Source organism: Micromonospora sp. CNZ280, from assembly GCF_011759515.1.
In genome coordinates this window covers 886,624-906,976 of sequence record NZ_JAAOYP010000003.1, presented here as the reverse complement: position 1 = coordinate 906,976, position 20,353 = coordinate 886,624, and the positions used below count along the sequence as shown (strand labels likewise).

At 71.1% G+C, this 20,353-nt stretch carries 20 protein-coding genes and 1 tRNA gene; 9 read left to right on the top strand and 12 right to left on the bottom strand.

Going from position 1 to position 20,353, the window contains the following annotated elements; translation table 11 throughout:
- Positions 1 to 61: 61 nt before the first annotated feature.
- The gene (locus FHX32_RS25945) at positions 62 to 1,351 is read right to left on the bottom strand and encodes an Ig-like domain-containing protein (protein ID WP_167188470.1); all 1,290 of its coding nucleotides are present in this window, start codon (positions 1,349 to 1,351) and stop codon (positions 62 to 64) included.
- A 269-nt stretch (positions 1,352 to 1,620) separates the two neighbouring features.
- Positions 1,621 to 2,880: an Ig-like domain-containing protein gene (locus tag FHX32_RS25940; RefSeq protein ID WP_167188467.1), complete on the bottom strand. Its 1,260-nt coding sequence runs from the start codon at positions 2,878 to 2,880 to the stop codon at positions 1,621 to 1,623.
- A gap of 186 nt (positions 2,881 to 3,066) precedes the next feature.
- On the opposite strand from FHX32_RS25940, the gene FHX32_RS25935 reads away from it, so the two are divergent.
- A tRNA-Lys gene (locus FHX32_RS25935) sits at positions 3,067 to 3,142 on the top strand.
- Between the two features lie 145 nt (positions 3,143 to 3,287).
- Here the strand turns inward: FHX32_RS25935 and FHX32_RS25930 are convergent.
- From FHX32_RS25930 to FHX32_RS35430, 3 genes are all read right to left on the bottom strand, one after another.
- Entirely contained in the window at positions 3,288 to 3,809 is a 522-nt protein-coding gene (locus tag FHX32_RS25930) for a GTPase domain-containing protein (protein WP_167188464.1), read from the bottom strand.
- Positions 3,810 to 3,872: 63 nt separating this feature from the next.
- The gene (locus FHX32_RS25925) at positions 3,873 to 4,448 is read right to left on the bottom strand and encodes a flavoprotein (RefSeq protein WP_167188460.1); all 576 of its coding nucleotides are present in this window, start codon (positions 4,446 to 4,448) and stop codon (positions 3,873 to 3,875) included.
- The gene (locus FHX32_RS35430) at positions 4,445 to 4,594 is read right to left on the bottom strand and encodes a hypothetical protein (protein ID WP_167186434.1); all 150 of its coding nucleotides are present in this window, start codon (positions 4,592 to 4,594) and stop codon (positions 4,445 to 4,447) included. Before FHX32_RS35430 ends, FHX32_RS25925 begins: the two co-directional genes overlap by 4 nt.
- 349 nt (positions 4,595 to 4,943) lie before the next feature.
- On the opposite strand from FHX32_RS35430, the gene FHX32_RS34655 reads away from it, so the two are divergent.
- From FHX32_RS34655 to FHX32_RS25900, 4 genes are all read left to right on the top strand, one after another.
- Positions 4,944 to 5,390 carry a hypothetical protein gene (locus FHX32_RS34655; RefSeq protein ID WP_208419197.1) on the top strand — a complete coding sequence of 149 codons (447 nt, stop codon included), beginning with the start codon at positions 4,944 to 4,946 and terminating at the stop codon, positions 5,388 to 5,390.
- Positions 5,391 to 5,555: 165 nt separating this feature from the next.
- On the top strand, positions 5,556 to 9,719 hold the full coding sequence (locus FHX32_RS25910; protein ID WP_167188457.1) for a golvesin C-terminal-like domain-containing protein: 4,164 nt from the start codon (positions 5,556 to 5,558) through the stop codon (positions 9,717 to 9,719).
- A 78-nt stretch (positions 9,720 to 9,797) separates the two neighbouring features.
- Positions 9,798 to 11,060 (top strand): ATP-binding protein, encoded by a 1,263-nt coding sequence (locus FHX32_RS25905; RefSeq protein ID WP_486481320.1) that lies wholly within the window; start codon positions 9,798 to 9,800, stop codon positions 11,058 to 11,060.
- A 14-nt stretch (positions 11,061 to 11,074) separates the two neighbouring features.
- The gene (locus FHX32_RS25900) at positions 11,075 to 11,746 is read left to right on the top strand and encodes a response regulator transcription factor (protein WP_208419196.1); all 672 of its coding nucleotides are present in this window, start codon (positions 11,075 to 11,077) and stop codon (positions 11,744 to 11,746) included.
- Positions 11,747 to 12,145: 399 nt separating this feature from the next.
- Here the strand turns inward: FHX32_RS25900 and FHX32_RS25895 are convergent, their stop codons facing one another.
- A complete protein-coding gene (locus FHX32_RS25895; protein ID WP_167188451.1) occupies positions 12,146 to 12,664 on the bottom strand; it encodes a DoxX family protein in 519 nt (172 codons plus the stop codon).
- Positions 12,665 to 12,849: 185 nt separating this feature from the next.
- Positions 12,850 to 13,029, bottom strand: a complete 180-nt coding sequence (locus FHX32_RS25890; protein ID WP_167188448.1) for a hypothetical protein — start codon at positions 13,027 to 13,029, stop codon at positions 12,850 to 12,852.
- A gap of 179 nt (positions 13,030 to 13,208) precedes the next feature.
- Here FHX32_RS25890 and FHX32_RS25885 point away from each other — a divergent pair, with 179 nt between their 5' ends.
- The 3 genes from FHX32_RS25885 to FHX32_RS25875 all read left to right on the top strand — a co-directional run bounded on the left by FHX32_RS25885 (position 13,209) and on the right by FHX32_RS25875 (position 16,455).
- Complete coding sequence (locus tag FHX32_RS25885; protein ID WP_486481319.1) at positions 13,209 to 13,415, top strand: hypothetical protein; 207 nt, start codon at positions 13,209 to 13,211, stop codon at positions 13,413 to 13,415.
- 220 nt (positions 13,416 to 13,635) lie between these two features.
- Entirely contained in the window at positions 13,636 to 15,468 is a 1,833-nt protein-coding gene (locus FHX32_RS25880; protein WP_167188445.1) for a glycoside hydrolase family 15 protein, read from the top strand.
- Between the two features lie 255 nt (positions 15,469 to 15,723).
- Entirely contained in the window at positions 15,724 to 16,455 is a 732-nt protein-coding gene (locus tag FHX32_RS25875; protein WP_208419195.1) for a Clp protease N-terminal domain-containing protein, read from the top strand.
- A 9-nt stretch (positions 16,456 to 16,464) separates the two neighbouring features.
- Here the strand turns inward: FHX32_RS25875 and FHX32_RS25870 are convergent, their stop codons facing one another.
- From FHX32_RS25870 to FHX32_RS25855, 5 genes are all read right to left on the bottom strand, one after another.
- Positions 16,465 to 16,983 carry a hypothetical protein gene (locus tag FHX32_RS25870; RefSeq protein WP_167188442.1) on the bottom strand — a complete coding sequence of 173 codons (519 nt, stop codon included), beginning with the start codon at positions 16,981 to 16,983 and terminating at the stop codon, positions 16,465 to 16,467.
- 38 nt (positions 16,984 to 17,021) lie between these two features.
- Positions 17,022 to 17,201: a hypothetical protein gene (locus FHX32_RS35425; protein ID WP_486481351.1), complete on the bottom strand. Its 180-nt coding sequence runs from the start codon at positions 17,199 to 17,201 to the stop codon at positions 17,022 to 17,024.
- A gap of 58 nt (positions 17,202 to 17,259) precedes the next feature.
- Complete coding sequence (locus FHX32_RS25865) at positions 17,260 to 17,457, bottom strand: DNA repair protein (RefSeq protein WP_167188439.1); 198 nt, start codon at positions 17,455 to 17,457, stop codon at positions 17,260 to 17,262.
- A gap of 64 nt (positions 17,458 to 17,521) precedes the next feature.
- Positions 17,522 to 18,550 carry an ATP-binding protein gene (locus FHX32_RS25860; RefSeq protein WP_167188436.1) on the bottom strand — a complete coding sequence of 343 codons (1,029 nt, stop codon included), beginning with the start codon at positions 18,548 to 18,550 and terminating at the stop codon, positions 17,522 to 17,524.
- Positions 18,543 to 19,238 (bottom strand): response regulator transcription factor, encoded by a 696-nt coding sequence (locus tag FHX32_RS25855; RefSeq protein WP_167188433.1) that lies wholly within the window; start codon positions 19,236 to 19,238, stop codon positions 18,543 to 18,545. Before FHX32_RS25855 ends, FHX32_RS25860 begins: the two co-directional genes overlap by 8 nt.
- A gap of 329 nt (positions 19,239 to 19,567) precedes the next feature.
- On the opposite strand from FHX32_RS25855, the gene FHX32_RS25850 reads away from it, so the two are divergent.
- Positions 19,568 to 20,227, top strand: coding sequence for a GNAT family N-acetyltransferase (locus FHX32_RS25850; protein ID WP_167188430.1), 660 nt, complete (start codon positions 19,568 to 19,570; stop codon positions 20,225 to 20,227).
- Positions 20,228 to 20,353 lie beyond the last annotated feature (126 nt).

The window sequence follows — 20,353 nt, the reverse complement described above, 5'->3', positions numbered from 1 at the left end:
GAACGGAAGCCCCCTCCGCGGAGGGGGCTTCCGTCGTTTCCGGGGCGGCCGGGGCGCCGCCTCAGGCGGTCGGGCTCGTGGTCGGCGTGACGTCCGGGTCGGCCGTGGCGTCGGCGCCCGGCACGGCGGGCGGCTCGTACGGCAGGGCGCTGCCCTTGACGTACTGCTCCCAGCTCATGTTCCAGTCCGTCCAGCCGTTGCCGTTCTGCAGCTTCCGCTCGGTGCCCTTGACCACGATCGGGTCGCCGATGCGGGTGTTGGCGAACAGCCAGGCCCCGTTGGCCATCGAGACGTTCACGCAGCCGTGCGAGACGTTCACCCGGCCCTGCTGCCCCTCCGACCAGGGCGCGGCGTGGATGAACTCGCCACCCCAGGTGAGCCGCTGGGCGTAGTCGATCTTCGTCCGGTAGCCCTCCTCGGGGCCGAGCTCCTCGAAGGTGTCGAACACCGTCTTGCGCAGCTTCTCGATCACCACCATCGTGCCGCTGGACGACGGCGTGCTCTTCTTGCCCAGGCTCACCGGGATGGTCTTGACCACCGCGCCGTCCTTGCGGACGGTCATCCGCTTGGTCTTGTTCTCCACCGTCATGATCAGCGACGGGCCGATCTTGATGTCGACGGTGAGGTCGGCACGGCCGTACCAGCCGTCGCCCATCGGCAGGCCGCCGGCCTGGACCCGGTAGGAAACTGTGCTGTTGGCCTTCCAGAACTCCTTCGGCCGGTAGCGGATCTCGGTGGGGCTGACCCAGTGCCAGATGCCCTCCTGGGCCGGCGTGGAGGTCACCGTCATCCGGCGCTGGACGTCGTCGCGGTAGTCCTCGGGTACGGCGCGGCTGAACTTGACGATCAGCGGCATGCCCACGCCCACCACCTGGCCGTCGCCGAGGAAGCTGCTCACCCGGACCTGCTTGGCCGGCTTCTTCATGGTGGTGAAGGTGCTGGTCGCGGTGGCGGGCCGGCCGTCGTCACCGGTCGCCGTGACGGTGGCGGTGTACGTCTCGCCGTACTCCAGCGCGCCGGCCGGGAGCCAGCTCCTGCCGTCCGCCGCGAGCTCGCCCTCGACGGACTGGCCGGCCGAGTCCTTCAGGTCGACGGTGGTCTCCTGGGCGTCCTTCGTGGTGAAGGTGATGCCGGTGGAGGCGGGCACGTCCTTGGCGTCGGCCTGCGGCTCGGTGATGGTGGCCACGGCCTTCGGCGCGGCGCTCTGGCTGCCGGCCTGCCACCCCGGCGGCTTGTCGCCGCCGCCGTCGGTGCAGGCGGTGGTCAGCGCGAGCGCCACGGCGAGCACGGCCGCCGCGATCCCGCGACGTCGCCCACCGTGACGCTTCAGCTGGTCCTGGACAGCTCGCATGATTCCCTCACAGTCGTGGTCCCCGGTTGCCCATCGTCTCTCAACTGACGCATGGGGAGGGATACCCGTTGCCAGGGGTGCCCTGAAACACCCCGACCATCATGTCGGTTATCGGATGTTCCCGGCACCAACTCCACATCTCCGGCTCCCCCGCAACCACCCCCATCCGGTTGATCATGAGGTTGGCGGGGGCGGAATGCCGGAACCGGCACCGCCAAGCTCATGATCAACGCGGGACGGACGGGGTCGGCGGGGTGGGGGTCGGGGTATCAGAGGGCGGGGCCGGCGCCACCATCGGGGACCGGGAGGGCGCTGCCCTTGACGAACTCCGACCAGCTCAGGCTCCAAGCCGTCCAGCCGTTGCCGGGGGCCAGCCGCCGCTCGGTGCCCTTGATGGTGATCGGATCGCCGATCTTCGTCTTGCCGAACAGCCACCGGGCGTTGGCCATCGAGACGTTGACGCAGCCGTGCGAGACGTTCTGCCGGCCCTGCACGTGCTCCGACCAGGGGGCGGCGTGGATGTACTCGCCACCCCAGGTGAGCCGCTGCGCGAAGTCGATCTCGGTGACGTAGCGGTTCTCCGGATCGGGGTCGTCGCGGGTGTCGAAGACGGTCGACTCCTTCTTCTCCATCACCACCATGGTGCCGCTGGAGGAGGGGGTCTTCCGCTTGCCCAGGCTCACCGGCAGGGTGCGGACCAGTTGGCCGTCCTCGTAGACCCGCATCTGCTTGTCGGCGTTGTCGACCTTCATCTCGAACGCCCGACCGATCTTGGCGGTGGCCTTCCGGTCGACGTTGCCGTACCGGCCGTTGCTCAGCGGGATCCCGGCCAGCGCGATCCGGACGGTGAGCGTCGTGCCCGGCTTCCAGTACTCCGGCGCCCGGTAGTAGGCCTGGGTGCCGTTGTCGACCCAGTGCCACGCGCCCGGCTGCGGCGGGTCGGTGCTGACGAACATCCGCTTCTGCACCGCGGCCCGGTCCTTCTTCGGGATGCCCGGGTGGAACTCGGCGACCACCGGCATCGCCACGCCGTAGGTCTTGTCGTCGAAGAGGTAGAGCCCGGAGCTGATCATCGACTTGGGCTTGGCCATCGTGGTGAACGTGCTGGTGCCCTGGCTGGTCTGGCCGTCGGCCCCGGTCGCGGTGACGGTTGCGGTGTAGCGGGTGCCCCACTTCAGCGGCGCCGAGGGCACCCAGGCGGAGCCGTCCGTGCGCAGCTTGCCCTCGACCTGCTTGCCGTCGTCGGTGGTCAGCGTGACGCTGGACACCTTCCCGCCGTCCGGCAGCTCGGCGCCGATCTCCGAGCTGACCGGCCGGTTCTTCGCCCCGTCGGCCGGGCTGACCGACAGCGCCGGACCGGTCGGAGCGACCGGAGCCGACGGGTCGGCCGAGGCGCCGGCGCTGGCGCTCGGCGCCGCCCCGTCCACGAATTCGGCCTTCTTCGGAGCGTTGCCGCAGCCCGTCAGAGCCAGCGACGCCACCAGGCCGAGGGCTCCCACCATCGCCCCGACCCGCGCGAACCTGCCCATCCCCACCTCTGTTCTCGCGTACCTGGCGGACATCGTGCCGCATCGGTCCCGTCCCCCTGGTCCCGGTGGCCGTAGGCCCGGGGTGTTTGTCGCTTTCGCGGCTTAAGCTCGACCGAAGGGGGGAGCCCGGGATCGGATTGGAACCCGGCTCCGGGGCCGTGCTAATGTTCTCCCCGTTGCCAGCGAGCGCCGCTAGCTCAACTGGCAGAGCAGCGGACTCTTAATCCGCGGGTTCGGGGTTCGAGTCCCTGGCGGCGCACCAGCAATAAGGGCTCTGACCTGGGGTTTTACCCTGAGTCGGAGCCTTTTCATTTCCCCGTCGGCGGTCCGGTGCTCGGTGGGTGCTCGGGAGCCGTTGGACGCGGCCGGTGTCGGTTGGACGCGGCGTGGTCGTCGTCGACGCCTGGTCAGGTCCTTGGCTGCATTTCCCGTCGCACGCGGTCGATGAAGCGGTTGGCGTAGCGTCGGCTGGTGAGAGTGATCAGCCGGACGTGTGGCCCGTGATCATGGAGCAGGCCGTGGACGCGGGGTCGCATGGTGCGTCGGTAGCTGAAGATGTAGCGGACGAAGTTCCAGGTGATCCGGTCGTAGACGCCGTCAGCCTTGTGTTGGCCGCCTTGGTAGCGCCACCGGCGTTCGACGATGCCCCACAGACATGTCGCGGCCGGCAGGTCGAGGAAGATTACGGTGTCGGCGGCGGCGAGTCGGATGGGCAGGGTGCTGGCGTAGTTGCCTTCGATGATCCACCGGTCGCCGGTAACAAGTTTCTCCTGCTGTGCGGCGAACTCGTTCATGGGGAGCGGCGTCCAGCGCTCGTCGTAATAGAGCGTGTCGAGGTGGGTCAGTGGCACGTTGAGGATCCGCGCCAGATGCCGGGCGACGGAGGATTTGCCGCTGCCGCCGCAGCCGATGATGGCGATCCGATCCACGGCTCTCAACGCTAGCCGCGCCGCGCCGGGCCTGGCGCGACCCGGTGGCTGGCCCGTCTGCGGTCAGACGTGGCCGGAAGTGGCCGGTCGAGGTTCGTGGGTGAGCTGGGCTGCTGTCTCGAAGGCCACCGTCCAGGGGAAGGCTTTCTGCCGCTCGTTGCCGCTGCCGGGCGGGTGCGGTTCCCATTGGTCCTCGGGGCCGAGCAGGACGCGCACTCCCTCGTCGCGGAGGCTGGCTACGGCGTGCCGGAACGGTGCCCGCGCGGCGAGGGCGGCGTTGACGAACGGGACGATGACGGTCGGTACCTGTCGTCCGATCAGCTCGGCTACCGAGGTCATGGCGTAGTTGTCGGCCAGGCCGAGGGCGATCTTGTTGATCGAGTTGTAGGTCGCGGGGGCGATGACCAAGGCGTCGGCGGCGGGGAGCGACCGGCGGGTGCCGGGCTTCGAGTGGTACGTCGACCGCACCGGATGACCAGTGAGGACTTCCAGCGGCTGCGGCTCGATGAAGTCCCTCGCGTTCGGCGTGGCCGTGATTGCCGCTGTCCACGATTGCTCTTGCGCTGCCCTGACGAGTGGGGATACGTCGGCAGCGGGGCCGGCGCCGCACACGACGATCTGGAGATGACCGTCGGTCACAACCGGATTCCGGTGCTTTGGGCGACGTCGACAGCGGCGGTGCGGACAGAGCCGGTGGCGAGCATGGCGAGGTTGCCGGCGATGCGCTGGACCGTCGGTCGGCAGCGGATCTCCTCGGGTGCCACCTCGTACGCGGTGCGCAGCACGCTGGTTCAACCGGAACCGGCTCGACCGGGCCGGAAATGCGACGACGGCCCGGACAATCCGTGGCACGCGAGTACTGGCCGAGGCGGCGCCGTGGTTCTTCGCGGATTCGTGGGGTGCGCCCGACCGCGCTCGATGACTAGCGTCGCATCCAGATCGATCGAGGTAAGCACGGATCGTCAAGGATCGCACAGCGCACGACGAACCAGAGGTCGCCGACGCCGTAGGTGCTGCAGCACCCGGGACGTGCCGGGCACCGAGCCGGCACCCGGTCGGGGACGCGACGTCCCTGATGCGCCATCTGTCGGTCGCCCCGTCTGGATCGTGTGAACGTTCTCGGAGAGGATCACCATGAACTGGAAGCGCACCTCCGCAGTGGCCGTCACGGTCGGCATGACGCTGGCCGGCCTGGCGCTCGCCCAGCCGGCCCAGGCCGGCAACTCCTACATCACCCAGTTCTGCAAGGACAACATGTACGTCATGACGTACAGCGGAAGCGCCACCGACCGCCCGATGTGGTGTCGTATCCAGCACGGACCGGCGGCAAACTACGGCTACACCGGACCTGCCGACGGGTACCCCGGAGTGAACAGCTGGAAGGGCGTCCAGCAATACCTGACGGCCCGGAAGGTCTACAGCGGCCCGATCGACGGCATCCCGGGCACGAACACCTACAAGGGCATCCAGCTCATCGCCCGGCAGTCGGGCGGCTACACCGGCCCGATCGACGGCATCCCCGGCCCCAACACCTGGCGCGGCTTCGACAAGGCCATCCGTATCACGTATTTCGGACTCTGACGGTCCGTGCGTGGGTGCCAGGCCGGCGGCCGTCGGCCTGGCACCCACGCCACTTCGCGGTCCCTCGCTCCACAGCGGTCATCGGCCGACCGGCCGAACCTGCCACCGGTACCTCGACGGCGTGCACGCGAGCCCTTGTAGCCCTCCCCACCTCCGGAGACGCACATGCATACCCGTCCCACGGTTGTCCGCGCCCGCAGGCACGTCGCTCTGCTGCTGGTGGCCGGGCTCCTCAGCATTCCCGCCGCGTCCGCCCAGGCGGCGCAGCCCTCCGGCGGCGCGCCGAGCGGTGCGGCCGCCCACGGCCGGACGTCCGCGTCGCCAGGCGACGGGACCGCGCCGCGGGCGGTTCCGGAGCGGGACCGGGACCGCGTTCTCACCCCACGCTGGAAGAACTCGGACGACGCCGCCTGGGCCACCGCGGCCGACGGGCGGGGGTTCCACATCCTCCGGGCCGACGCGGCCGAGGGCTACCTGTGGCGGGTCGTGGCGACCCTGCGGGAGAGCCTGGTCGACGTCGACCAGTGGATCGGGCAGGCGTGCCTGGCGTCCTCCGGCGACAAGGTGGTCGCCGTGTACGCGCCCCGCGCGTTCGCGAACAAGCCGGACCTCTACGACCGCGGCGGCTTCACCGCGGTGGTCGACCTGCGGACCGGCGGGGTGACCAAGCTGGGCGTGACCGCCTCGCTGGCCTACTTCAACCCCGGGTGCGGCGCCGATGACCTCGCCGTCCTGACCCAGGCGAAAGCCCGTGACGACCAGGGGCGGACCCGGCTGGCGATCGTCGACACGCGCCGCGGCCGGGTCGCCGCGAAGCCGGTCGAGCTCGACGGGCAGGTGACCTCGGCGGTCCCGCTGAGCCGGACCAGGATCGTCGCCGCCAAGGGCGCGCACGTCGTGCGGGTCGACGACCGGGGCAAGGTCGCGATGATCGCCAGGACCACCGGGGTGCCCTTCCGGCTGACCGCCGACGCCGACGGGGGGGTGGTGCTCCTGGACCGGGTGCCCGCGGGGGCGCCGGGCGGCGACGCGGCGCGTACCGCCGCTCCGTCCGCGGCGGAGGCGTCCGCACGAGACGAGCTGGTCGCGTTGCGCCTGAGCCGCACGCAGCTCGGGCAGGGTGGCTCGTCCCGGTCCGCCGCCGCCACCGTGGTCAAGCCGACGGAGATCGCCCGGGGCGCCGTCGGCGACTTCAGCCTGGCCCCGGCCGCGGGCGGCAGGATCGCGATCGTCGGCCCGGCGAAGGTCCGTAGCTCGGCGAGCTACCTGAAGCATGTCTCGAAGGTCGCGCCGGACGCGAGCGCGAGCACCACGGCCGCGGCCTTCGTCCACGACGTCGAACTGCCCGATCGGCGGGTCCCGCAGGCCGAGGGGGAGGCCGGCCCGATCGAGCTGTCGCTCACCGTCCCGGCCACCGACGAGACGGTCCGGCTGGGCATCGACCTGGCCCGCCCGGCGGATGTGGGGACCGCCCCCGCCCAGGGGTCTCCGCCGGGCGCCGGCACCGCGACCGACGGCACGAGACGTGGCACCGCGAGCCCTGACCCGACGGTACGGACAGCCGGCGACCCGATCTCTCCGGCGCTGGACCTCGCGTCGACGACGACCACGTCGGCCGGTCTGGTCGACGACGATCTGCCCGAGTCCGCCGGTGAACGTGCCTGCGGGGTCGTCCGCAACGACCACCGACGGCAGGCCATGCAGCCGAAGCCCCGGCAGGTCGAGTGGGCGGTGAACCAGGCGGTCACGGGCAACCTCGACGCGCTGTGGAATCCCACCGGCGTGGACGGTTGGCGTACCCGGGTCGAGCTGGGCAGCACCGCGCCGCTGCAACTCTTCCCGACCCCGGCGATCGCCGGATGGCCCACCAGCCGGGTCCCGGCGCAGGTCGTCCTCGGCATCGCCATGCAGGAGTCCAACCTGTGGCAGGCGGCGCGGTACGCCATGCCCGGCGTCACCGGGAACCCGCTGATCGGCAACTACTACGGCATCGACATCTACAACGACGACGCGGCCGACGACTGGGACATCTCCATGGCCGACGCGGACTGCGGATACGGGGTCATGCAGGTGACCGACGGGATGCGGATCGGCGAGCGCACGTACCAGCAGCAGCACGCGATCGCGCTGGACTACGCCGCCAACATCGCCGCCGGACTGCAGATCCTGGTGCAGAAGTGGAACCAGACGTACAACGCCGGCCTGATCATCAACAACGGCAATCCACGCAACATCGAGAACTGGTTCTATGCCGCCTGGGCGTACAACTCGGGTTTCTACCCGCAGTCCGACGCCGCGAAGCACAACGGCGCCTGGGGGGTCGGCTGGCACAACAACCCCGCCAACCCGAAGTACGACCCCGCGCGCAGACCGTTCCTGCACGACAACCACTTCGTCGACGCCGTCCACCCGAACTGGTGGCCCTACCCGGAACGGGTGATGGGCTGGGCGGCCTGGCCCATGGGGATGTACGAGGCGCCCGGTGTCGAGGTGCCCGCGTTCCGCGGCGCTTGGTGGAACAACGAGGACTACCGGCAGAAGGTGAAGCCGCCGATGGACCTCTTCTGCGACTCGACGAACCGGTGCGCCAAGGAACTGGTCGGCACGTACCCGTGGAGTCCGGATGCGCCGGAGATCCCCGGCCCGTGCCTGAGCACCGAGCAGCTCACTCCTGACTACCGCTGCTGGTACAACCGACCCGCGACGTGGAAGAACTGCAGCGTCGAGTGCGGGTACGAGTTCCTCCGGTTCCCCGCCACCTGGGCGGAGGAGGCGAACGGCACCGCGTACCCGCCGAACTGCAGCCGCAGCGCGTCGGCGTCGGGCAACGCCGCGCCGTCGGGTGCCTACATCGTCGACAACGACGCGAACGGCGTGCCCTCCGTCCGCCCGTGCGCGGACATCGTGAGCGACGGCACCTTCACGATGAGCTTCGCCAGCGACCCGGACGGCACGGTGCCGTCCAAGGTCGACGTGCATCAACTGGGAGCCGGCTTCGGCGGGCGTTTCATCTTCGGCCACACCAGGTCGGGTAGCCCCGGAGGGATCCAGGACCGCCTCGAGGCGGTCGGCACCTGGACGCTGAACCGTTCCGTGAACGGCTGGATGCGGGTGGCGGTGCACCTGCCCGACCACGGTGCCCGCACCCAGCAGGCCAAGTACACGATCCACCTGGGCGACGGACGCACGACGGTGCGCTATCTCAACCAGAAGCGCAAGGCCAACAACTGGGTCTCGCTGGGCGCGTTCAGGTTCAACGGGGTGCCGAGGGTGAGCCTCACGAACGTCAGCCTGGACGGCGACGGAACCGAGAACGTCGCGTGGGACGCCGTCGCGTTCCAGCCGTTGAACCGCGAACCAGTCAAGGTGGCCGTCCTCGGCGACTCCTACGCCTCGGGCGAGGGGACCGGCGACCCGGCGCCCTCGGGGGCGGCGGGCTACTACCCGGAGACCAACACCGACGGCGACGATCTGAAATGGCAGAACTCGTGCCGACGCAGTCCCGAGGCGTGGGCGAGGAAGCTGGTCATGCCGGGCATGAGCGAGTCGGTGGGCGCCCTGGAGGACCGGTGGAGTCCCGACGTCGAACTGGGTTTCGTCGCGTGCTCCGGGGCGGTGACCGAGCAGCTGACGGTGCCCTGGTACTCCCGCGTCTCCGGCGGTGAGGACGCGTACCGGGGCAAGGGACAGTGGTCGGAGTATCCGCAGGTCTACTCGGGGGTCCTGAACGCGGACACGGACTACGTCGTCCTGACCATCGGCGGAAACGACGGGGATCTCTTCTCGAACGTGCTCAGTGAATGCGTGATGCTGCCGATGTGTCAGGATTTCGCGTTCGACACCGTGTACGACCAGCTGGACGACCACACGATCCCCGACACCGAGAAGCTCCTACGCAAGATCGACGTGCAGGCGCCGAACGCCAAGATCGTCCTCGCGACGTACCCGACGGTGTTCAACATCGACGAGGCCGAGGCCTGCTGGGTCGAGCCGTGGGAGCTGAACGCGATCCTTCCGCTGCAGGCGTACCTGACGCGCAAGCAGGGCGACCTGATCATCAAGTTGTGGGCGACCGAAGGATTGAACGTGACGTTCGCCCCCGTCGACGACTGGTTCCGCCGGCACGACGCCTGCGAGGTGCTGGGCGCCAACTGGATCAACGGACTGACGCTGGTGAGCCAGGGTGACGGCGACGCCGTGCCGAGCATGGCCTCGTTCCACCCGAACGACCAGGGCACCACCGCCTACGCGGCGGCGATCAACGCTGCCCTGACCGCCCCGGCGCCAAACGTCCCGTGGAACCCGATCCCGCCGGGCCCGGGCCAGTGACGCCACCGCCGCACAGCTATGTTGGCACCGCCTTCGACCGGTCGGAGGACAGCGACCGCACCGCGGAGCAGGAGTGCCATGAGGCTGTACGTCGCCCGGAACAGGTTCGGCGCGCTGCCCACCACGACGGCCGGCGTGGAACGCGCGTTCACCATCTTCATCGCCGGCGTCCGCCTGGGCACCGTCGCCCAGATGGTCCCGACCCTCTACCTCGGTATGCAGTCGTCCCCACGGCCCGGTCTGTACCTCACGACCTGGCTGGCCGCGACACTCGCCGCGCTGACGGTGAGCGTGGCATCGCTGGTGACCGCCCGCCCGCTGGGTGCCGGTGCCGTACTCGCGGACTTCGCCCTGGCGAGCGTGGTGATGCTGGTGGGACCCCTGGTTGTCGCTCCGGAGGACCGGGTCGGCACCTGGGTGGGATTCCAGCCGGGGTACGCGCTGTCCGTGATCATCACGGCGATCGGGCCGAAATCACCCGTCGTGCTGGCGGTCGGCCTGCTCGCCGTCAGCGGCAGCTACGTGGTCCACGTGTCCGGAGCCACCCTTGAGGGGCCGACGTTCAGCACGGTCATCGGCAACGAACTGACGTTCGTCGTCTACGCGCTGGTGTGCCGCATGTTCAGCACGTACATGCGGCGCATCGCGCGGGACGCCGACGCGTCCCGCGCCGTCGCGGCCGAGCTGGCCCGCCGCGAGGAGGAACGCCGCGCCCAGGTCCTCATGCACAACGGCGTGGCCGTGATGCGGCTGCTCACCGAGCCCAACCTCCCGGACGAGACGCGGGTGCGCCTGCTCGAGCATGCGGAGGTGGAACTCAAGCGAATGCGTGCCTACCTGAGCCACCAGTCGTCGCCCGGCACGACGACGCAACCCGCCGGTCGTCCCGATTCCGATCAATCGGGGGCGGACGCGACCTCGCTCGCGGACGCGGTGCGCCGCACCTGCGCCAGGTACCGGGACCTGCCGATCGAGCTCGCACTCGATCTCGGCACGGGGATCAGGATGACATCGAGGAAGGTAGAGGTCGTGACGCGGGCACTGGACAGCCTGCTGCTGAATGTCCGCGAGCACGCACATGCAGAGATGGTCGTCGTCCACCTGGACGCGCAGCCCGACGGGTCGTGGATCCTGACCGTCAACGACGACGGACGCGGCTTCGACTCCACATCGTCCAGCCAGGGCATCGGCCTTCGCGAGGTGGTGGTCGGCGAACTGGAGCGCGAGGGGTATTCCGTGGCGGTGACCTCTCAGGTGGGGGAAGGAACGACGGTGACGATCACGTACGCGGCGCAGGTTGTCCCACGGCCGCCCGCCAACCACGCGGGGGCGGTGTCGTGAGGCCAGCCCTCGCCGTGGTCGACGACGCCTCGGTCATCCGGGAGTCGATCGCGATCCTGATGCCCGAAATCCAGGTCGTGGCGGCCGTTCCCACGGTGGAAGAGCTCGTGCGAAGAAGCCCCCCAGCTGATTTGGTGGTCCTCGATCTGCACCTCGCCAACGCCGCACAGCCCGACGTGCGGCAGGGCATCGCCGCGATCCGCGCGTTGACCGATGGCGGGTACCGGGTCTGCGTCTACAGCCAGGAGGAGCGTCGATTCGTCCTGGCCGCCTGCATCGCGGCGGGCGCACACGGGATCGTGTCGAAGTCGGTGTCGGCCGCCGCGGCACAGCAGAACTTCGTCGAGGTCGCCGGTGGAGGAACGGTGATTCCTCATTCGGTCATCGGACTTCTCGAGGTGCTGGTGCGGCGCAAGGCGATCACGGTGCTCACCGATCGGCAGCGTCAGGTGCTGCACGGTCGCGCGCGTGGATTCAGCTACGGCCAACTCGCGAGACGCCTCTTCACGGCCGAGAGTACGCTGCGCGGATACTGGAAAGACATCACCGAGACGTTGTCCGACTACCTCGCATCCGCGACGCCTGCTGAGATCGAGCATGCGCTCGGGCTTGCGCCGGGCGACCTGCTCGAGTTCTGGCCGGACGGGGGCACGCCAACCAACTGGTGGAGGACGGCGTCAGGGTAGCCACGACCCAGCGGCGGTCGGCGGGGTGTGGCGGCTCCGGTGGGCGGCGCGCGGCCCGCTCCAGGGCGGCCCGACCCAGCAGGAAGCACGCCGGACCACCGAGGATCATGGCGAGCCACGGCGGATAGCTGTGCCCGGTGGGGTGGGTCTGCACGATGCCGTGCCCGACCGAGGTGGCGACGCAGCCCGACCGCACGGCCTCGCCCCCACCGCCTCCGATCTCCGGTCACCCTCCCATCGCAGCCCACACTGCCCCGGCGCGCGGTGGAACCCGGAATCCTCCCGCCCGACGGCCGCCGTCACCGGTTCGAGTTGCCGGCGGCGGGCCAGCGGCTCATCTCGCCGGCGGCGGGCCAGCGGCTCATCGCCGGCCGGCCCGGCCGCCGACGCGTCGGGGATTCAGCGTCGGGGCTGGACGGCGGGGCTGCGGTGCAGTGCCCGGCGGAGGGTGAGGGCGCTCGCCCCGCGGGTGGCCCAGAGCGCGACCGCGATGTAGAGAATCTGCTCCGGGACGCGCTGCCACAGCGGGGAGGCCGGTTCGCCGGCGAGGGGCACGTCGGCGGTGGCGGCGTAGATGTTCGCCGGCAGCATCACGACGAACAACAGCGCCAGGCAGTAGCCGGCGGCACGGCGGGTCTGCGGGACGATCAGGCCTAGGGCGCCGAGCAGTTCCAGCACGCCGGTGAGATAGATCATCGCCGACGGGAACGGCACCGCGGGCGGCACCATCCGGACGAGGTCCTCGTGGGTCGGCATGACGGTGACGCCAGCCGGGACGAAGTGCGCGCTCGCGGTCATGACGAGCATGATCGCCAGGGCGTGGGCCGCGGCGGTGGGCCAGGTGGCGAACCGACGGACGCCGAGCGCGCCGAGCCCGCGTAGCACCAGGAGTGCGATGAGGAGGACGGGAAGTGTCATGACGGATCCCATCTAGTCACTGTAAAGATGCGATCGAAGCTACCGCCCATCAGCCATCTTGTCAATGACTAGTTACCCGTGGTGACGCAGGCCACGCCTGGCCCTCGCCTACCCCGCCTTCGCGGTGAGCCACCCCGACCGGGTGCGCGGTGATGTTCCAGCCCGGCGGACGCCGGACCGGGCGCTCATCCCCACTCGCGGCGTACCTGGGGCTCCCCCGGCCCCTCGGGCGGCGGATCCGTGTCGGTCGTCTCGACCTGGTCCTCCGGCGCGACCCGCGCCGGCAGCTTGCCGAACCGGACGTGCCGCTCGGCTTCGAACTCGTCGTCCGTCGACCGGTCGGGATGCTCTCGGTCCTCGCTCATCGCCTGCCTCCCTCGCCGGGTTCCATTCTTATCCGCTCCGTATCCCGGACAACGGGGTGTCGGGGCGTGGTCGATACCGCGACATCGCGGATGTCGTGTGGATCACCCGCGATCGGTGTCGGTAGCCTGAGATGTACGTGCCGAAGGCGAAGCGGCGCTGGGGCTAATTCGCGCTGCCCGTGCTGCATCACGATGAGCTGATCGGCAAGGTGGACGCCACGGTCGACCGCCGGGCATCGGTCCTGCGGGTGACGCCGTCCACCAGGACGTCCGCTTCACCCCGGCCATGGGCCGCGGCCGTGCGCGCCGAGTTGGAGGCGTTGGCGTCCTGGCTCGGCCTCTCCGGCGTCGACGTCGCGCCGCCCGCCGCGGTGGTCCGGCCGTGACCGGGCTCGCCGTCGGGCGGCTCACCGCGGTTGCCCGGCGGTAACCGGGCGTCGAGGTCGGGTCGCACGCCGTGATCGGCTGGCCGGGGCCGGGTGTCCAGCAGTCGGCATGCCCCGGTCAGCGGGGGCTGCCACGGCCGTCGCGGGAGGGTGGCGCAGGTGTGCCGGGTCGGCCGGCGGGTAGTCGGCTCGCGCCGGCAGCCGAGCGCTGGGAGGTCCGGTGGAGACGTATCCCGCCGTGGAGGCCCACGGCCTGATCGGTGACCTGCAGACCGCGGCGCTGATCACCCGGGACGGGACCCTCGACTGGTTCTGCGCGCCCCGGTTCGACTCGCCGAGCCTGTTCGGTGGGCTGCTGGACCGGCGGAAGGGGGGCCATTTCCAGGCCTCGCCGTGCGGGATCGACTACGTGAGCAAGCAGCTCTACCTGCCCGGTACGCCGATCCTGATCACCCGGTTCCTCAGCGCGGACGGCGTGGGCGAGCTGATCGACTTCATGCCGGTCACCGGGGACCGGGCGACCGAGCGCCACCGCCTGGTCCGGATGCTACGGGTCGTCCGGGGCAACATGCGGTTCCGGGTCGACTGCCGGCCACGGTTCAACTACGGACGGGATCCGCACCACCTCGAGGTCCATCCGGACGGCAGCGTCTTCCGCAGCTCGACGCTCTCCCTCACGCTCAACCAGATCCGCTACGCCGACCGGCTCGAGATGCGCGACCAGGAGATCCGCCGGGAGCCGGAAGGGATCTGCGTTATCGGCACCTTCCACGAGGGCGAGGCCGGGGGCGTGGTGCTGGAGACCGGGGCGTCCGCGCCGCCGCGCCGGTACACCCCGGGCGAGGTGCAGGACCTGCTGGAGGAGACGCGGGACTTCTGGCGGCGCTGGCTCGCCCGCTCCCAGTACGCCGGCCGATGGCGGGAGATGGTCGAGCGGTCCGCGATGACGCTGAAGCTCATGACGTACGCCCCGACCGGCGCGCTCATCGCCGCGCCGACCGCCGGGCTGCCCGAGCAACTCGGCGGCGAACGCAACTGGGACTACCGCTACACCTGGATCCGGGACGCGTCCTTCTCGGTGCACGCCCTGCTCAGCCTGGGCTTCACCGACGAGGCCAACGGTTACCTGGGCTGGCTCTACGACCGGATCCGGGAGGCGCGGCAGAGCGAGTCTCCGCTGCAGGTCATGTACCGCGTCGACGGCTCGCCCGACCTCACCGAGGAGGTCCTCGACCACCTGGAGGGCTACCGGGGCTCGGCGCCGGTACGGATCGGCAACGGCGCCGCCGGCCAGCTGCAACTCGACATCTACGGCGAGGCGCTCAACGCGGTGCACCTCGCCGGCGATCGCGGGCTGCGCAGCTCCCACCAGGAGTGGCAGCACATCGTCCACCTGGTGGACTGGCTCTGCGCCAACTGGGACCAGCCGGAGGACGGCATCTGGGAGACCCGTTCCGGTCGGCAGGACTTCACCTACGGCCGGCTGATGTCGTGGGTGGCGTTCGACCGTGCCATCCGCCTCGCCGAGCGGCTCGGGCGGCCGGGCGACGTCATTCGGTGGCGGGACGCGCGCAACGCCGCGTACGAGCAGATCATGACGCGCGGCTTCCACCCCAAGCGCGGCGCCTTCGTGCAGCACTACGCGACCGACGTGCTGGACGCCTCGCTGCTCGCCATGCCGGCGCTGGGGTTCGTCGCGCCGACCGATCCGATGTGGCAGGCGACGCTGCGAACCATCGACACCGACCTGGTCTCTGACAGTCTCGTCTACCGGTACGACCCGGGCGCCTCACCCGACGGACTCGCCGGCAACGAGGGCACCTTCAGCATGTGCACCTTCTGGTACGTCGAGGCGCTCGCCCAGTCCGGCCGTCTCGACGACGCGCGGCTGACGTTCGAGAAGATGCTCACCTACAGCAGCCAGCTCGGGCTGTACTCCGAGGAGATCGCCCCCAGCGGCGAGCAGATCGGCAACTTCCCCCAGGCGTTCAGCCACCTGTCGCTGATCAGCACCGCGACCCACCTCGACCGGCTGCTCTCGGGGCGGGCCTGACCGGGCGCACCGGCCGGGCCGGTGGCACCGGCGGACGACGGGGACCGGGCCGGCCGGTGCAGGATCGTCGCGATCCGTACAGGTCGGCGGTGCCGTAGCGCCGGCGGCCGGCCACCGCCCGGGCGGGGGAGAGCAGCCCGACGGACTCCCAGTGCCGCGCACCGCGACTGACCCCGGGCGTCCGGGCGACCGGGGAACCCACGATTCGTCAACCAGCGGTTGACGAAAGCCGGGCCGTCAACTTACGGTTGACGCATGACCAGTCCACTTCCCATGAACAACCCGGTCCGGCTCGACGACCTGATCGAGGCGATCAAGAAGGCGCACTCCGACGCGCTCGACCAGCTGGCCGACGCGGTCATCGTCGCCGACCACCTCGGCGAAGTGGCCGACCACCTGATCGGCCACTTCGTGGACCAGGCCCGGCGCTCCGGCGCCTCGTGGACCGAGATCGGCCGCAGCATGGGCGTGACCAAGCAGGCCGCGCAGAAGCGGTTCGTGCCGAAGTCCGCCGAAGCGCCGCTGGACCCGCAGCAGGGTTTCAGCCGGTTCACCCCGCGGGCCCGCAACGTGGCGATGGCCTCCCAGAACGAGGCGCGGGCCACCGGGCACGCGGAGATCCGGCCGGAGCACATCACGCTCGGGCTGCTCAGCGAGCCGGAGGCGCTGGCCGCGAAGGCGATCGTCGCGCAGGGCGTATCGCTGGAGCAGGTCCGGGAGGCCGCGCTTGCCGCGCTGCCGGCGGCGTCGGCGGCCGAGGTCCCCGACCTCATCCCGTACGACGCGCAGAGCAGGAAGGCGATGGAGCTGACCTTCCGCGAGGCGCTCCGGCTGGGGCACAACTACATCGGCACCGAGCACATCCTGCTCGCCCTGCTGGAACTGGAGCACGGCAGCGGTGTGCTGGCCGGCCTCGGCGTCGACAAGACCGCCGCCGAGACCTGGCTCGTCGCCGCGCTCGAAGCCCTGACGAAGAAGGCCTCCTGACCGCTCCGGTCAGGCGGTGGCGGGGAAGCCGTACCGGGCGGCCTGCTCCGGGTCGGCCGGGTCGATCTGGCGGATCCCGGCGTCGGCGAGGCGCTTGTTCACCTCGTCGAGCCGTTCGCGCACCAGCCGGGCCTCCTCCTCGGTGACCCGCCCCCGGTGCGGCTTGCCGGCGTGCTCGATGGTGCCGTAGTCGAGCCGCTCGGCGCTGCGGCGGGCCTTGGGCGGGCGGACCCGCTCGGCGGTCCTGAGCAGTTGTGCCATCGGCACGTCGGTGGCCATCGCGTCGAACTCGCTGGCGGTCAGCACCACCCGGCGCGGTTCGCCGCCGCCGTGCCGGTCGTGGATCTCGACCACCGCGACGTCCAGCGCCGCGTCGTCGATGCTCTCCACCTCGACCGGGGTGGCGTCCAGTTGCACGGGCCCGGCCACCAGGTCAGGGTGCTCCAGCACGACGACGCGGACCACCTCGTCGTCGGGGCGCAGCACCGTGCCGCTGAAGTCGGAGACGTGGATCGTCTTCTTGCCCATGCGCTGAGCTTCTCCTGTCGTGGGCCGGGTTCCGGACCTCAAGAAATTACCCGACAGGTGTGCGAAAGCCCCCGTTGGACCGCCCGGGAGTGTCGCCGGGTCAGAGACTGCCCTGCGGCGCCACCCACTCCGTGGGCTGGCCGGTGAGCGGCGATCCGGTCGTGGTCGGCGTCGTAGTGGAGCACCGTCGCGCCGTGCACCTCGGCCGTCGCGGCGATGATGAGGTCGGGTAGCCGGAAGCTCCGGTGCTGGCTGTCGGCCGCGAGGGTTCGTGCGTCAGTGGGTGTTGAGGCCGCGTCGGGCGGAGGTGCCGGCCGGCAGCTTGTTCAGCTCGCTCCAGGTCGGCGCGTCGGTGCCGGAGGCGGACCGGCTGCCCCGGTACGGCGGCTGACCCGGGAAGCGTCCGGGAGTCCCGGGGACCCGCCAGAGGCGCTCGGTGTCCTGCTGGTACCGGTCATTCGGCTGATTCGGCATGACCATTACCGTCCCAAAGAAAGTTGTACATGTATGGAAATGAATATGACGTGGGATCGATGGATCAGGTTCCCGTGGCGGGCAGGCGGACCACGAACCGGCACCCGTCGGTGAGGTTCTGTACATCTACCCGGCCGCCGTGCGCCTCAATCAGCCCGCGCACGATCGCCAGACCCAGCCCGCCCGACCCGGCGCGGTGCCCGTTGCCCGGTCGCGGCGTACGCGCCGGCTCGCCCCGGAACGCCACCTCGAAGACCCGGGGCAGGTCCTCCTCCGGGATCCCGCCGCAGGTGTCGGCCACCGCCAGCCAGGCGGCGTCGGCGTCGCGTCCGCCGTCAATCCGTACCGTGCCGTCCTCGGGGGTGTAGCGGACCGCGTTGAGCAGCAGGTTGCTCACCACCCGGGCCAGTTCCGGCTCGCTGGCCAGCACCGTCGGCCAGCCGGTCTCGGCGGCGACCAGCCGGATCCGCCGGGCTGCGGCCAGTGGCGCGGCGCCGGCCAGCGCGTCGGAGACCACGTCGCCGAGCGGCACCGCCGACAGCGACAGCCGCAGCGCGCCGGCGTTGATCCGGGACAGTTCGAACAGGTCGTCCACCAGCCGGGTCATCCGGTCGGTCTCCACCCGGATCCGGCGGTGGTACTCGGCGACCGTCTCCGGGTCCAGCACCACCCGGTCCTCCAGCGCCTCCGCCATCGCCCGCAGCCCGGCCAGCGGGGTGCGCAGGTCGTGCGACACCCAGGCGACCAGGTCGCGCCGCCCCTGCTCGATCCGCCGTTCCCGCTCCCGCGCCTGGTCGGCCCAGACCGCGGCGGCGGCGAGCCGGCGGGCGAAGAGCCAGCCGACGGCCAGGCTGACCGTCGCCGCCGCCGCGACGGTGATCAGTACCACCTCGAGGTCGTGAGCGGAGAGGAACATCGCCTCGGCGACCACGGCCACGCCGGCCACCACCGCGGTCACGGTCACCGTCAGCAGCACCACGATGTGGACGGTGATCGACCGGCCGCGCAGCAGCCGCAGGGCGAGCGCGCCGGCGGCGCCGACGCAGAGCGCCGCGGCGAGCGCCGCCGCGAAGATCAGGGCCAGCTCACGCATCGGTCGGCTGGTATCGGTAGCCCACGCCCCAGACCGTCACGATCCGCCGTGGGTCCGCGGGATCGGCCTCCACCTTCTCCCGCAGCCGCCGTACGTGCACGGTCACCGTCGACTCGTCGCCGAAGCTCCAGCCCCACACCCGCTCCAGCAGTTCCGCCTGGCGCAACGCCCGTGCCGGGTGTCGCATCAGGTGGGCCAACAGGTCGAACTCGCGCAGCGTCAGGGCCAGTTCGCGCCCGTGCAGCCGGGCCACCCGGGGCCCGGTGAGCACCTCCAGCCCGCCGTCGGTGAGCACCTCCGGCACCGTCCCGGCCGGCTCGCCGCCGGCCCGGCGCAGCACCGAGCGGACCCGCAGCACCAGCTCCCGGGGGGAGAACGGCTTGCCCAGGTAGTCGTCCGCGCCGAGTTGCAGGCCGAGGATCCGGTCGGCCTCGTCGCCGCGCGCGGTGAGCATCACGATGGGTACGCCGTCCGGCCGGGACCGTAGCCGCCGGCAGACCTCCAGGCCGTCCAGCACCGGCAGCATCAGGTCGAGTACCACCAGGTCGGGCGGCTCCGCGGCGACCGCGGCCAGCGCGGCGGCCCCGTCGCCGACATGGTCGACCCGGTATCCGGCGTGCTCCAGGTAGCGGCAGACCACGTCGCTGACCGTCCGGTCGTCGTCGACGACCAGCACCCGCTGGGTCACCGGGCACCTCCCTCGCGCCGGCCCAGCGTAGCCAGACGTACGCTGCCGTAGGTCTTGCCATCTCCTTACGGCGCGGTCGGCGCAGTGACGGGCACCACTTCCCCTCATATCCCTAGGGGGACGCCGGGGATGCCGGTCACGGCGAGCGCGCCGGGCACGCGGGGCATGGCGCAAACGCCGGGCATGCCGACCACGGCGAGCACGCCGGGCACGCCGAGCACGACGCGGGGCACGGTCGACGCTGACCGGTTCGGTACGCCGGGCGGAGCCGCCCGGCGTACCGTGATCGGATTCCGGCTCGGTGGCCGACGGCGCAGGGAGGTGGATCGGTGCTCGACCGGCGACTCCACCTGCACCTGGCCAGCTGGCTCGGGCAGTGGCCCGCCGGCCCGGGTCTGCACGTGGTCGGCTCGCACCGCCGGGCCCGCCCCGCCTGGGACGGCCGGCTCCGCCCGGCGATCGCGGTTCGGGCCGGCGCGAGCACCGTGCTGTCGGTGCCGCCCGACCGGGTCGCCGCGGTCCGGGAGCTGGCCCGGCGGCCGAAGCGCCTGCTGCCGGAGCTGCCCACGGCGGTCGGCCACCGGGGCTGGGCGCTGCACGACGACGTCTTCCGGTGGACTTCGGCACCGGCCCCGCTGCCCGACCTGGGGGAGTGGATCTCCCCGGCGGAACCGGGACTGCCGGCCTGGCTGCGGCTGTTCGACCGGGCGGTGCTGGTGGTCCGCGACGACAGTGGTCGCTACCTGGCCGGGGTGGGGATCAAGCGGCACGACGCGTACGGCCACGAGTTGGCGGTGGGGACCGTGCCCGCCGCCCGGGATCGCGGCCTGGCCCGCCGACTGGTCGCCCAGGCGGCCCGCCGGGTGCTCGACGAGGGCGCCGTACCAACCTATCTGCACGATCACCGCAACGCCGCCTCGGCGCGGGTGGCGGAAGCCGCCGGCTTCCCGGACCGGGGTTGGCGGTCGTTCGGGGTGTACCCGAGCTGACTCGCGAAAGCCGCCCCGGCCGGGCGGGTCGTCCGGACGCGGGGCGCGGACCGTGGATCCCGGGCCGGATCCACGGTCCGCAGCCTCCCCCAGGCCCCGTAGGTCGAGCGACGCTGATTACGCTAC

What these genes read in the sequence shown, in the direction of transcription:
- FHX32_RS25910 (WP_167188457.1), top strand. Translation starts at nt 5,556, where the DNA reads ATGCATACCCGTCCCACGGTTGTCCGCGCCCGCAGGCACGTCGCTCTG.
- FHX32_RS25895 (WP_167188451.1), bottom strand. Translation starts at nt 12,664, where the DNA reads ATGACACTTCCCGTCCTCCTCATCGCACTCCTGGTGCTACGCGGGCTC.
- FHX32_RS34655 (WP_208419197.1), top strand. Translation starts at nt 4,944, where the DNA reads ATGAACTGGAAGCGCACCTCCGCAGTGGCCGTCACGGTCGGCATGACG.
- FHX32_RS25860 (WP_167188436.1), bottom strand. Translation starts at nt 18,550, where the DNA reads ATGCGTGAGCTGGCCCTGATCTTCGCGGCGGCGCTCGCCGCGGCGCTC.
- FHX32_RS25905 (WP_486481320.1), top strand. Translation starts at nt 9,798, where the DNA reads ATGAGGCTGTACGTCGCCCGGAACAGGTTCGGCGCGCTGCCCACCACG.
- FHX32_RS25865 (WP_167188439.1), bottom strand. Translation starts at nt 17,457, where the DNA reads ATGCCGAATCAGCCGAATGACCGGTACCAGCAGGACACCGAGCGCCTC.
- FHX32_RS25890 (WP_167188448.1), bottom strand. Translation starts at nt 13,029, where the DNA reads ATGAGCGAGGACCGAGAGCATCCCGACCGGTCGACGGACGACGAGTTC.
- FHX32_RS25875 (WP_208419195.1), top strand. Translation starts at nt 15,724, where the DNA reads ATGACCAGTCCACTTCCCATGAACAACCCGGTCCGGCTCGACGACCTG.
- FHX32_RS25870 (WP_167188442.1), bottom strand. Translation starts at nt 16,983, where the DNA reads ATGGGCAAGAAGACGATCCACGTCTCCGACTTCAGCGGCACGGTGCTG.
- FHX32_RS25945 (WP_167188470.1), bottom strand. Translation starts at nt 1,351, where the DNA reads ATGCGAGCTGTCCAGGACCAGCTGAAGCGTCACGGTGGGCGACGTCGC.
- FHX32_RS25940 (WP_167188467.1), bottom strand. Translation starts at nt 2,880, where the DNA reads ATGGGCAGGTTCGCGCGGGTCGGGGCGATGGTGGGAGCCCTCGGCCTG.